We start from the raw sequence: 13,117 nt of genomic DNA on the forward strand, positions 1-13,117 counted from the left end.
TCGGTTCGTTTGTAAGGGTACAAACATTTTACCGAGTTGGCGGCTTTTTTTCTATTCTTAAATTGTATTTTGTTGGTTAATCAACAGGCCTGAAACTTCAGAGCATATCCGTTATCTTCAAGAAAATGTTCAAGGACTTGTCGAATATATTCTTTGGTTAAGGAACGCACCATCAGATGTGGGTGAGGCGGAGGCATATACCCTATTCCGTTTTTTTGCATATACCAGTAAAAATAATTCGGTGTAACTACGGTCATCTTATAGGTCATCCCATCATTCACCTTAACTACAACCGGAATACAACCATCATCTTTATTCACATATTCATAAAATAATGGATATTCAATCTCGATAATCTCCAACTTTTGTAATAGGCTATATGTTTCTTTTTCCCATAAAAATGTTCTATCATTCATTTTTCTTATGATGTTATTCATTTCATCTATGCTTAGTGCGCTATGCCTCTTACAGGCCCCCAGAAAACTCAAACTCAAAAAATACGCTTCATCCCGTGCGTAATGCTCAATTGCTTTCGTAATGTTCTCCTTGGTTAACGATGTTACATGGATGTCAGGACATCCAAAGGGGACATAATCTAGTTTTTCTTTATCCATATACCAATAATAGTTATTTGGTGTCCAAAATGTTATCGTATAGGTAACTCCATCCTCCATATCAATAAACACATCGATATTATCATTATTGATAGTGGTATCATCATAATAAAGAGGATACCTAATCTCTATAATCTTCATCTAGGAAATATCATCCTTCCCCTAATTACTATACATTCTACGTAGTTCCTTAATATCTTCTTTTTGCTTCTTCTTTGTCGACGTTGCTACGATATCAAATCCATCCATTCCTTTTCACCCATTACACCCAAGCGATAAATAAAAGTAAGTAACGAACGTTCTACTCATCTTGTCTGAATTCATTTTGTTCTTTTTTAATTTCAGCCAGCATTTTATTCATTTTCTTCATATCAAAATAACCGTTTTGTGCGATAAAATTAAACTTAAGATTATATCCGTTATCTTCAAGGCAATATTCAAGAGCTTGTTGAATATATTCTTTGGTTAAGGAACGCACCATCAGATGTGGGGGAGACGCTGGCATATACCCAATTCCGTTTTCTCGCATATACCAGTAATAATAATTTGGTGTAACAACAGTTGTTTTATAGGTCATCCCATCATTAGCTTTAACTAATACCGTAGTACAACCATCATCTTTATTCCCATATTTATAATATAACGGATATTCAATATCGTTAATATCCAACTCGTGCAATTCGTTATCTGGTGCCCCTTCCCATAAAAAGGATCTATTATTTATTGTTCTTATGATTCTATTCATTTCTTCTACGCTCAGGGCGCCATATCTCATGCCCCACAGAAAACTTAACTTCAAAAAATACGCTTCATCCCGTGCATAATCCTCAATTGCTTTATTAATGTTATCTTCTGTTAATGATTTTACATGAATGCAAAGACCCCCATATTGTACGTGATTTATTTTTTCTTTATCCATGTACCAATAGTAATTATTCGGTGTCCATAGTGTTACCGTATAGGAAACTCCATCCTCCATATCGACAAAAGCATCAATATTTGAATTATTAACATCTACACCGACATAAGGGGGATAGCTAATTTCTATAATCTTCATCTATGCAATATCATCCTTCCGCTAATTACCGTATCATTCTACGTAATTCCTTTTGCAACGTTATTGATATAGGATGAAGCTGATTTTCCGACGTCCTTTACATAGGATACGGTCGCCTTCGTCGCATTATCGACAGTGGTTGAAGCCGTTCTCACGGTGTTAACTATTGTGGGAGTAGCAGTACGTGCAGCGCTAACCACGACGGGAGCGGCTGCACGTACGGCAACAACCACTACCGCTAATTACCGTACATTCTACGAAGTTCCTTAATCACTTCTTTTTGATTATCCTTTGTAGACTTTGCAACGATATCAAATCCACCTCTTGTGTTTTGAAAATAAAGTCTAGCCCCGCTACTTGTTCGAGCTTCATGAACTCGACCAAATCCCAAATAGCGATTTCCTGTCCCTGGATTTGAGTTTCCTTTAAACAGTTCTTTCGTTAAATGATTAATTTGTCTTTGTTCATCATGTCTTTTCGATAATTTTTCAGCATGGTTCACAAGGTGATTACTCTTCTTAATGGAAGAAGTTACGCGAACCGCCGATGGAGCTGGCTGCGAGGGACCCGTAAAAAACTCTTTTGTTGATTTTGCAGCGTTATTGATATAGGATGAAGCTGATTTTCCGACATCCTTTACATAGGATACGGTCGCTTTCGTCGCATTAACGACAGCGGTTGAAGCCGTTCTCGCGGTCTTAACTATTGCGGGAGCCGCCGCACGCGCAGCGCTTACCACGACGGGAGCAGCACGTACCGCAGCAACCACTACCGGTGCCACTCGCTTTTTCCTATGTTTCAATTCAAAGGCGCCATCATAACGCAATTGCATAAATCTTTCATAGGAACCACCGCGTTGTCTTTCAAGCAAGCCCTCATAAATATCGGTTAGCATGTATCCTTTTGCCAGCTCGTGATCTATCCAACTTGGCAATACTTCAAAGTTGTGCGCCAACCACACTACATTTTCAATGCTAGGATAAGATAATCTTTGGATAGGTGTTTTTGGCAATCGAAAAGTGCCGAGTTTTGCAGCCAAGCAATTTTATCAATATACAGCAACAAGTAAGGTTTATGCATAGGTTTGACATGGAGCCTCTATGGGCATGATTCCCTGCGAAGGGGCGAAGCCACAGGCTTCGCAGAGACCAGTAAGCCTATCATGCCCATCACTCCATATCAAACCAGGCTACTTTTACTGCATAAGCAATTGCTGCAAAACTGAGCACATCTACCCTGCAACAAACAGATAGGGGCGCTTTTTGTTTCAAGCGTAGCGATTTCCTGCGCCTCATTACCTACTTGCTGTGCAAATGTAAAATTGCCGTTACCTACAAACAATAAAAGTACGAGGGCTAGTAAAACAAACTTCTTCATCATTTTATTACCTCCTAGGGAATATAATCCAAGCTATTATACCATAAAATACCTGTGATGTGGAAGATAAAAGAAAAAAATAACTGTATTTGTTAAGAGGATCGTTTGCGCTTAGTATACCTTTACGTTCAGGCAACTATGGATACAGCGCTTCCAATCGTGTTGAATTACATCCCTTTTCACCTACTAATCAGCCGATGAAAGCCGGATCGAACGGGATCGGAATGCTGTAGCAGCGTATAAGTTGCGTTGCCTTGCGGCTGCGCCGAGCGGCTGTTCGGGAACAGAACAGGAACGTGGGCGGCTGCCCTCCGATGATAAGGGGAACGGGAGCATCCAGTAGATGGAGAGCTGTTCGATATTGCAAAGAATATTGTATAGATCCATCTGGAGTGGGTGCAGGTCGGAGCGTATAGGCAACAGCGGATAAAAATGGGTGCATAGCACTTGAAAAACCGTGCAATAACGGGCTTTTTGCTAATGAATTCACACCACAAAAGACTGACGTTAATCTTTACCGTCGTTATTGCTCTTTTAAACCATAAGAAACAGACCGCCCCACCGGAAATGGTTTGCGGTCTGTTTCAGATCATAATTCTTTTCCTAGCCGACCGCTCTTAAAGCGGCTATTGCTCGGGAGTCGTGTTACCAGCACGGCTTCTTTTCTATTTATAACATAACATAGTGGTTTTTTATACGTCTAGAGATTCTTGTACGCACCCATCGGCTTATCCTTCACTCTGAAGGTCTACTTATCAGTGCTTCATCTTGAGGCAAACTTGCAAAAGCTTTGCTTTTTATTGCCTCTTTCAGTTCTAATTTCGTAAGCAGCGCAATTCCTTTGGCTTCAAGCCATTCATTATCATAAAATTGATCCAAGTAATTCGTACCTGTATCCGGAATAATGGCCAGAGCAGAGTGAACAGAACTGTGTTGCAACCAAGCTAAAGCGGTGAATACAACTAAACCCGCTGAACCGCCCAATAATAGACCATGTTCTTGTGCCAATATACGGCAAGTTGAAATCGCTTCCTGATCGCTTGAAATACAAATTTGATCCAATACGGTTATGTCCATGTTATCGCTTCGCCAGCTAAGTCCAACACCATTAATTAGATACGGAGCAAACCTGCTCGTAAATATGGCAGACCCGACAACATCGCAAGCGATAATTTTCATGTCTGGCCGAGTTTCCTTAACGCGCTTGCCAATACCACATAGATGTCCACCCGTGCTTACTGCGCCAACGATAGAATCAACGGGTAAATCCATAATTTCCAATGACGTCGTGTCTGCATGGTAAGAGGGGTTGCTTGGGTTATCGTATTGATTCGTCCAATAGGCATTCGGATACTGCGCAAGCAGTTCCTGAACACGAGCTAGCCGGGCCTTCTGGAAGCTGCCGTTCGAAGCAGGTGTAACGACCATATCCACCTCGGCGCCGTAAGCTTTGTACCATCGCAACAGACCAAAGCTTACCTTTGGATCCACGACAATAATGACTCGAAAGCCATATACCGCTCCCAGCATAGCTAGCGATTTACCCAAATTCCCAGAGGTGGATTCAATCACGATACTCCCCTTCTGTATGCGTCCGCTACTCATCGCGGACTTCACAAGTCCCAGTGCCGTTCTGTCTTTGATGCTGAAGGTAGGATTAAAGTAATCTAGCTTTAAAAATAACTTTTTGCCAGATGGCACCAACTCGTCATGAAAAGCGACCACGGGAGTATTTCCAATACATTCTGCGATATTATTATATATCATTCCTCTACCCCACCACTTTGAATAGACTGTCACTTCTGGTCAATATTTCATTCCCGTTCATCGCAACGACAATTGGATCTTCCGTATGCAACGCCCCCAATCCAAACTCATAGTACGGTGTCTCGATGGAAAGAACCATTCCTGCTTCGATGACATCCTCACTATTCGGGGCAAGCACGGGCAACTCATAAGGCTCTAGGCCAATGCCGTGTCCTACATGATGGCGGCGATAATTGTGGAATCCAGCTTCATGCACCGCATTCATCGTCAAATGAAACACATCTTTGCCTCGCATCCCTGGCTTCACTTCTCTCATGGCAATACGTTGCCCCGTACGTAACGCATTGTACTTTTGATATTCGGGTCTTACGGTTTTATAGGCAAACACCCTGGCAATGTCAGCCCAATACCCATGTAACACCACATCACAATCAAACCAAAGCAGGTCTCCAGGTTCAAGCCGAATGTGACTTCGTTGTCTACGCTGGCCACCAACGGCATGTCTTCCAAGCTTAATCATTGATAACCTAGGTATTCCGCCTTGTGCAGCAACCGCCTTGGCAAATATGGATGCGATCTCTACTTCGTTCATTCCTTCGTATAACTCCTCCACAACGGCATGAATTGCTGTCTCTATACATTGAGCCGAAGCACGTAGGTGCATGACTTCTTCCCTCGTTTTTACAGCTCTTACGCATCTGATTAGAGAAGCACATTCAACCAATTCCGCTTGCGGCAACTGATTCTTCAGGTTGTTCTTCGTGTTGCTGCTGAGGCCGTCCTCATCAAACCCAATTCGCTCTTGGAGAAGCCCTAACTGCTTTAGTAAAGCACCGAGCGCAGCTTCGGCATTCGAATAGCTCATGTCATTATTCGATAGCTGCTTCAGTTTTTCTTCCTCCTGTGTCAACGCAGCCCCACTATGATGCTCTCTGTAAAAAGTTCCATAGGTGAACACATGGCCAATCGTGGAGTGAGCATCTAACACCTGATCAATCTCACCTATAGAATGAACAATATGAACGGTTTGTGGACAGTCATAAGTGATAATGGCATAGCATTGTCCACCGTATGGCTTCAGTGTTTTAATCACAGGTTCAAAGCCTGCAAAGTAACGAACATTCTCTCTCGTTGCCGCGATAATGGCGTGCAAGCGATGTTCCTTCATTTTTACTATAAGCCGGTCTGCGTTAAAACTCATCTATGGACCCCCTCATTCCTGTTCAATCGTTCAACTAACTTTAGTACGGCGGGCGCAAGCAGATGATGTTCGTTCATGTTAATGAAACTTACTTCGTTGATTTCAGATAAGGGGGCTATTTCTCCTGACCATGCGGCCTGAAAACAAACCAGTTCCACTTCAGCTTCTTGCATATAAGCGGGACCGACCACAGTACAAAGATAAGTAACACTTTCAGGGTGTAAAGAGATTCCGAGCTCTTCCATTACCTCTCTCATTAATGCTTCCTTCGGATGCTCTCCAGCTTCTATTTTCCCCCCTGGCAAATACCAATGTTCGTTATCTCTAACTCTAACCAGAAGCAGTTGGTTATCCTTTACTTGGACGAGACACGCACACCTAAGTATTGTCATGGGTCAACGCCCTTTCAACCATTTGCAGCATATGTTCCTTGTCGAAGCTAACATAATGTCCCGCCGCTATCCGCGTCGGATCGCCCGCATGGTAATATTCATAAACCAACTGCCTTTGACCAAAGCTTTCACCCGAAGCATCCCATGCTAAGTTTAACAATTGAGTCCTGCTGTGGGCGTTCATATCGCCTGTCGTAAGCGCCGTCTGTAAATCAACGAGTTCCTCAGCTAAAAAATCTTGATAATGCGGTGTCGATAGCATCGATCCAGCAGCTAAAGATTGAATTGTCTTTATCATTTGTTCATACATCCTTGGAAAATGGTAGCGAATCGCCTGGATTGCATTCCCGCTAGGTGTGAGTACACCTGCATCGCTTACAAAAGCGTCTGCCTCGCTTAGTAATATGGAGGCCTTTAACAGTTCAATACAAGAAGTTAGTTCTCCCAACTTCTCTTGGATATTCATCAATCCGTCTAACTTCAACATCTGCGCAAGCTTTATCGAAATTCCAGTAAGAAACTCGGCCTTGGAGAGACCTCTTACAATGCCTTGATGCCCCGTATGGTTCCTAGCAAAGGTTTGATCGTAAAACAGATTGGATTGCGTCACATCTCTGAATACAAATACGTTGTTCCAAGGTATGAACACTTCGTTCAAAATCAAATAAGCATCGATTTCGTCAAATCGGTTGGATAAAGGATAATCAAAATGATGATAAGCGGGTTTGCCAAGCGGCTTTCTGCACACGATGTTTACTCCTGGCTGATCAAGCTGCAGCGCAAAAGCAAGCGCATAATCCTCATCACCTGGTGTGAGACCTGGCATATTAAAAATAAGCAACTCATCAGCGATAGGTGCGAGTGTGACGATCATCTTGGCACCCGTTACCACAATTCCATGACGATCACGGCTTATCACACGTACTGCAGCGTAGGGATTCACTTGCGATCCAAGGGGCAGCGATCGATCAATTTGTGGGTTAATGGCCCCATGACCGATAAATAAATTGTTTTTCTTTACATAAGCGTAATATTCGATCATATTCTTGGAGTAATCCGCATATTTTCCAATGCCCAATCCATTGGAGTGGGTAGACATGGCAACCAAGGCGGCATTCATAAAATCAGGGGTTCGCCCAAGCATCCCGAACGATACGTCTGCCACCGCTTTATAGGACTCCCTTTTCTTTTGTAAATCGTTTACTGATTTCGGAATGAGCAAGCTAGTTGGCGCGCTATTTCCTTTTTCATCGATGAAGCAGTGTATGTCCGGCTTTTCTTCTTGCAATTCGTAATACCGTTCAATACATTTGATAGCTCCGGCCAACGCCGGTTCTTCGGTCACCTTAACCCGCTCTCCGTTGAGAAAAACCGAGCTTCGCCCATGTATTCTACGTAAGTAACGGGAAGGAAGCGTGAGAATATGGCTAGATTCCATACTTGCGCAACACCTCTTTCATTTTTAAACTTTATCTACTTCGATGAGTTTGAGATAAACGGTCCACAATATTTTTGCAACGCGTAAAATACGCCATCCTCGTTATTTGATAACGTCACATCATCCGCTATGCGCTTTAGCTCTTCCGGAGAATTTTCCATGGCAATACGAAGGCCGGCTGCTTTCAGCATAGAGATATCATTATAGTAATTCCCAATGGCGAGTATCTCTTCTTTTTCTATTCCTCTGATCTGCGCTAGCCGTTGTAAAGCATTTCCTTTATTTGCTTGAACGTTCAACACATCGATAAAGGTCTCCCCCGATCTTGTCATATTCAACCCCAACATATCTTGAAAGTGTTTCTGAGTTTGGTCCAATTGTTGCGACGAGCCCATCATTGTAAATTTGATTAGTGGCTCCTGAATTTTGTCCCGTGCCGGAAGCAGCTTTGGAGAAATAAAAAAACTTGAGTATAGATCACGAATCGTTTTTCTCATCCCACGGACCTGTTCAACGTATATTTCAAAAGGGGTATTGATATCAAAATGAATATCATGTTCCCTGCAATACGCGAGATAAGGTTCTAGCTGCGTCTGTACAATCGTGTACTGATTCATGATTGTATTTTGTTGAAAATCGAAGGTCACGGCTCCATTAAATGTGATCCCACACCCAGTAATACCTAAGCGATTCGTATAATATTTTGTACTCACTGGACCACGTCCCGTACATAACACAATTTCCGAACCCAAACGGGAGAGCTTGCGCAACAATATCTTTGATTGTTCCGATACAGAATGATCGTCATGTAGCAACGTACCATCCATATCGATTGCAATGAGCTTATACATGGTTAACTCCTAACCTCTCTAATGGAAATGAAACCTAACAAAGCGACTACGGTTAAACATACAGCAAAGGTGTACATGGCAGAGCCGCCATGAATTTGAAGTATGGTTCCTCCCACCGAACCTCCAATCAATCCCGAAACACCTAAGAAAATCATAGCAAGCAACGCTTGGGAACTTGCCCCTAAGCGTTTTGGCGCTGCGCTGGCCATGTAGTTCACTGCAGCCACCCAAAACAAACTGTATGTACCTGCTTGAAGAATTTGCAGAATTAATATCCAGCTCGGATCGGAAATGAAGACATACCCGATCCATCGAACTAAGTATAAAAAACAAGCCGTAGTTATCAGCTTTAGCGAAGACACCTTTTGAATAAATCGAGCAGAGAAATAGAACCCAACAATTTCACTACATCCAACTACAGCCCAAGCCCAAGAAATTAAATTATCCGCTGCACCTAACTCTTTATAATAAAGAGAAAATAAAGCGTCATTCATTCGATGCGGAACCGCTAGAAACAAGACAAAAAACAAAAAAACGGCGACTTTTTTATCTTTCACCAAACAGGCTACGTCTTTCATGTTTAGTTTCTCCTGATGGATGCCTCCTAACGTCGTCCTCTTTAACATAAAGAGTAGAATACAAGCTGCCATCCAAATCGGTATATAGATGATAAGGAGAGCTTGTAATCCTCCCAAAGCATGGAAGTACAATCCTAATAAAATCGATACAACACAAAAACCTAGAGAGCCCCATAGTCGGATACTACTGTAGGGCACATGATTTTGTTCAGCGGTTTGAACAGATAACGTTTCTATTAATGGGATAGCCGATAAAAAAAACATAAATAACGTAATAACAAATAGCAGAGAAGCACTTTTGTTATCGATCATAAATAACCCAGCTGCGGACATACCGGTTAGAAACCAAAGAATGATCAATACGAATTTTAACGAATGAAAGCGATCGCTAATATAACCTACAATAGGTTGAACCATAATAGCGAAGAAAGGCCCTATCATGAGAAGAGATCCAACTTGATCAGGCTGAAATTTTCTCTCTAGTAAGAGGAGTGGAAGATAGGGGAGAAGAATCGCAAAAGTCGAGAAGATCAAACTATTGATTACTTTCACGTGAACCAAGTTTTTTTTCATACTATCTCCTTATATATCGTTTGTATCTCGAATCTATAATTAAACAAAATTATATTATTTTTACTTTTTAATTGAATTGTATGTATACAATATATCTTTTATGGGAAATTGTCAATATATTAACAAGGAAATATCGGGGATTGCGAACCGAGTCAGGAGGTAGCCAGGCATCGAAGAATGCCAATCTTTTCCGGCCGGGATATCGGTTGCCGTGTTGCATGAATGAACAATGGCTGCGCCGTGCAACAATTCGGCACGGCTATTTACCATTCACGGATTGATAGACCTCGGCTGCGAAGGCGAACCCGCTCATAGGAGACCCGCTCGAGGGAGAGGAGACGGCTTGCTCGAAGGTGAAGAGAAATTGGACATCAAGGCCGATAAAAGCCGGATCGAACTGGATCGGAATGCTGTAGCAGCGTATCAGTTGCGTTTCTTTGCCGCTGCGCCGATCGGCTGTTCGGGAACAGAACAGGAACGTGGACGGCTGACCTCCGATGAGGGGCACGGGAGCATCCAGCAGATTGAGCTGTTCGATATTGCAAAGATCGATCTGGAGATGGGTGCGGGTCGGATCGTATAGGCAGCAGCGGATAAAGATGGACTCTGGAGCTTCCAGCCGGATCGGATAGGTCTGGGCCGCGAAGCCTCTGTATTCACTCCGCTTGGGACCGGCAGGCGGAACGATCAGTTCAGGCATCGGGCCTGGCAGGAATTCGCTGGCTTGATCGATAAGGGAAGCGAGAACGCTTTTCTGCCCAGCCAGCTTGGCCGTATGGACGACGTTGGGCGCGCCTCCGGACAAGAGCTGTGCCGCCGCTTGCGCTCTGTCGGCTGCCGAGATGACGCTGCGCTCATGGCTGACGATCCGTTGAATTGGAATCAAGGGCATGACGGTCTCCTCCTTCCAAACAGGTTGCCATGCCCGCAAGCGCGGGCATGGCGGAAGTTATGCAGCACAACACACGGAATCGAAAAATAAAGGGGTGATTCGATTAGACAATAATAAGCGGATTGTGATAGATATCGGCGGCAAAGGCAAGTCCGGCCGTATTAATAGCACCATTCGTCAAGTAGTTCGTCACCTGGAACGAGAATACGAAGCGAACGCCAAGGTTGAGTGTAATCAGTCCAAGCGAAGCTGGAATCGAATAGAAGCGGACATTTTGCCAGTTGTACGGATTGGCGACATCTGTTGTAATTCCGGTTACCGGATTGAGCGAGCCTGCATTCAAATCGACGTCCAGCCCCGGCACCGGGATCAAGTCGATGCCGAGAGAGGAGAAGGCTTGAACACGCGCCGTAACCGCGTTGTCGGCAAATACGGTCAAGGCAATCAAAAATTCATTAATTACGCCGACAGTTAACGGGATCGTAACCGATACGGCAGCGAAGCCATGCGTCTCGCCTGGAATAAAGGTTGGCTGCGTCCAGACGAATTGCGGATTTGGCGCGGCTGCGAATAACGTATTGTCATTATCGAACTTTGCAAGCTGAGGCCAGATGGTTGGCGCATTGCCGACGTTGACGACATTGGCTGCCGCTCCTGCCAAGAGACTGTTCACTGCCGTTACCCGATCTGGAGCGGAGACGACATTCGTCGTGCTGCTTGTAAGGCGTTGAATAGGAACGAGTGGCATAAGGAAAAACCTCCTTCATCATATGTTGGAAGGACGATGGGATGTCCTCCTCTGTTACTACTGTATGAAGGAGGGAAGGGCTTCGCTTGGATGAATTACTAGATTTATTCATACAATCTTGCAAGGCGCGGCAGGTGCGAGAGACGGAAAATGCAACGATGACGCCGAATATTGTATTCTTCACAACTTACAGGTCGTACCCATATATTTATAATTGATAGAATATCGAAGCGCATACCAATGATCCGCAGGCGAGATGTTGTCTACGGATCATGGCAGCCCTTCGACTGGGCGCTACAGGCCCGAGGCGGCAACGATATGATGAATGGCATCGTTCCATTGATGGTCCTGCCCGGATTCGTCGGGAACGATGATCCCGAGGCCGTGCTGGCTTCGGGCCCGGTGCAGCCGAAGGCGAAGCTTCGTATCTCGAAGGAAGTCCTCTATGGCGGTCAAGACGCCGTTTCTCTCTCCGTACTCGTACTCCGCATTATGCACGGATGAATTATGGCCGCCTTCGACCAGTTCATTCACTCCCGGAAGCATGCCTTTGCGGGCGCTCGGCTTCCGGTAAGCTTCGGGAATCGACTCCGGAAAATAATACATATCTCTTCTGCCGTAAGGCCATTCCAAATCATGCAAAAACACGATCGGGTATCGTCCGTGTCCTTCCAATGCCTTCAGTTCATGGTAGACGGTGTACCAGTTATGATCCCCGTCCAGCAGCACCGCGTCGCAAGGGCCTACCTGCGGCAGCACGTTCAGACTGAGATCGGGAATCATGACGAAGGCGCTCCCGAACTGCTGTTGCAGAGCGCCGACATCGAACAGAGGCGAAGGATCGATGGCGATAAGCCGGCCTTGCGGATTCGACTGGACATAGCTAAGAAGATTCAACGTATTCCACCCTTGGGCGCAGCCGACCTCGACGATCGTCGCGGGCCGGGCAAGCTCCAGAACCGGGCGAATCATTGCGTTCCAAAAATGGATCAATGTCGCTCTCCCTCCATCATAATCGGGGTGAATATAGCTGGACAAACTTTTCTACTCGATTCGAGAGCATCAGCGGCCAAGCGGCTTGGATCTGTTCTATCGGCCAGTCCCACCAGGCGATGCGGAGCAAGTTGTCAATGATATGCGAAGGGAAGCGGTACCGGATGACTCGGGCCGGGTTGCCGCCGGCAATCGCATAAGGCGGGATATCTTTGGATACGGTGCTGCGGGCCGCGATGACGGCCCCGTGGCCGATCGTTACGCCCGATAGCACATAGGAGTCCATTCCTATCCAGACGTCATGGCCGATGACCACGTTGCCCTTGGTCTTCGGATGCCCCGTATAAACGGAGGCCGCTGGAAAAATTGGATTAAACGGGTACGTCGTCACCCAGTCGACATTATGCTCCCCTCCCAGCAAAATCGTGATCCGGGCGGCAAAGGAGCAGAACTTGCCGATGGTCAAGGTAGATCCTTCCCCCCAGGAGAACACATCGGGATGACCGTAGCTCCAGTCCCCGATAGCGTAGGCGGAATAGGCCGGGTTTTGGTTCATAAAGACGCTCATTTCTGAAGTTCCTCCCTCCCTCCTTCCGGCCTGAATCGCCTAGCCCGAAATGACCGATCACCACGGGA

14 protein-coding genes are annotated in these 13,117 nt (G+C 45.0%); all 14 read right to left on the minus strand.

The annotated features are described in order from the left end of the window. Nucleotides 1-80: 80 nt before the first annotated feature. The 14 genes from PPOP_RS19555 to PPOP_RS15305 all read right to left on the minus strand — a co-directional run bounded on the left by PPOP_RS19555 (nucleotide 81) and on the right by PPOP_RS15305 (nucleotide 13,049). Nucleotides 81-755, minus strand: coding sequence for a hypothetical protein (locus PPOP_RS19555; RefSeq protein ID WP_006287441.1), 675 nt, complete (start codon nucleotides 753-755; stop codon nucleotides 81-83). 160 nt (nucleotides 756-915) lie between these two features. After that, the gene (locus PPOP_RS19560) at nucleotides 916-1,671 is read right to left on the minus strand and encodes a hypothetical protein (protein ID WP_006287442.1); all 756 of its coding nucleotides are present in this window, start codon (nucleotides 1,669-1,671) and stop codon (nucleotides 916-918) included. Between the two features lie 238 nt (nucleotides 1,672-1,909). Further along, nucleotides 1,910-2,710 carry a hypothetical protein gene (locus PPOP_RS19565; protein WP_148277968.1) on the minus strand — a complete coding sequence of 267 codons (801 nt, stop codon included), beginning with the start codon at nucleotides 2,708-2,710 and terminating at the stop codon, nucleotides 1,910-1,912. Between the two features lie 140 nt (nucleotides 2,711-2,850). Then, nucleotides 2,851-3,051, minus strand: a complete 201-nt coding sequence (locus PPOP_RS15255; protein WP_042229147.1) for a hypothetical protein — start codon at nucleotides 3,049-3,051, stop codon at nucleotides 2,851-2,853. Nucleotides 3,052-3,783: 732 nt separating this feature from the next. After that, nucleotides 3,784-4,815 carry a cysteine synthase family protein gene (locus PPOP_RS15260; protein ID WP_006287444.1) on the minus strand — a complete coding sequence of 344 codons (1,032 nt, stop codon included), beginning with the start codon at nucleotides 4,813-4,815 and terminating at the stop codon, nucleotides 3,784-3,786. A gap of 4 nt (nucleotides 4,816-4,819) precedes the next feature. Beyond that, complete coding sequence (locus PPOP_RS15265) at nucleotides 4,820-6,016, minus strand: M24 family metallopeptidase (RefSeq protein ID WP_006287445.1); 1,197 nt, start codon at nucleotides 6,014-6,016, stop codon at nucleotides 4,820-4,822. Further along, nucleotides 6,013-6,408, minus strand: coding sequence for an NUDIX hydrolase (locus tag PPOP_RS15270; RefSeq protein ID WP_006287446.1), 396 nt, complete (start codon nucleotides 6,406-6,408; stop codon nucleotides 6,013-6,015). The genes PPOP_RS15265 and PPOP_RS15270 overlap by 4 nt, the downstream gene beginning before the upstream one ends. After that, nucleotides 6,395-7,846, minus strand: coding sequence for a 4-hydroxyphenylacetate 3-hydroxylase family protein (locus PPOP_RS15275; protein ID WP_006287447.1), 1,452 nt, complete (start codon nucleotides 7,844-7,846; stop codon nucleotides 6,395-6,397). The genes PPOP_RS15270 and PPOP_RS15275 overlap by 14 nt, the downstream gene beginning before the upstream one ends. A gap of 35 nt (nucleotides 7,847-7,881) precedes the next feature. Continuing rightward, nucleotides 7,882-8,697, minus strand: coding sequence for a Cof-type HAD-IIB family hydrolase (locus PPOP_RS15280; RefSeq protein ID WP_006287448.1), 816 nt, complete (start codon nucleotides 8,695-8,697; stop codon nucleotides 7,882-7,884). Nucleotides 8,698-8,699: 2 nt separating this feature from the next. Next, nucleotides 8,700-9,848 carry an MFS transporter gene (locus PPOP_RS15285; RefSeq protein ID WP_042229149.1) on the minus strand — a complete coding sequence of 383 codons (1,149 nt, stop codon included), beginning with the start codon at nucleotides 9,846-9,848 and terminating at the stop codon, nucleotides 8,700-8,702. Between the two features lie 259 nt (nucleotides 9,849-10,107). Then, entirely contained in the window at nucleotides 10,108-10,740 is a 633-nt protein-coding gene (locus tag PPOP_RS15290; RefSeq protein ID WP_006287450.1) for a hypothetical protein, read from the minus strand. A 103-nt stretch (nucleotides 10,741-10,843) separates the two neighbouring features. Continuing rightward, nucleotides 10,844-11,488: a hypothetical protein gene (locus PPOP_RS15295; RefSeq protein ID WP_006287451.1), complete on the minus strand. Its 645-nt coding sequence runs from the start codon at nucleotides 11,486-11,488 to the stop codon at nucleotides 10,844-10,846. Between the two features lie 294 nt (nucleotides 11,489-11,782). Beyond that, entirely contained in the window at nucleotides 11,783-12,481 is a 699-nt protein-coding gene (locus tag PPOP_RS15300; protein ID WP_052516632.1) for a class I SAM-dependent methyltransferase, read from the minus strand. 16 nt (nucleotides 12,482-12,497) lie between these two features. Then, complete coding sequence (locus PPOP_RS15305) at nucleotides 12,498-13,049, minus strand: CatB-related O-acetyltransferase (protein ID WP_006287453.1); 552 nt, start codon at nucleotides 13,047-13,049, stop codon at nucleotides 12,498-12,500. Between the last annotated feature and the right edge of the window lie 68 nt (nucleotides 13,050-13,117).

It is taken from the genome of Paenibacillus popilliae ATCC 14706 (assembly GCF_000315235.1).
Lineage (GTDB): Bacteria > Bacillota > Bacilli > Paenibacillales > Paenibacillaceae > Paenibacillus_B > Paenibacillus_B popilliae.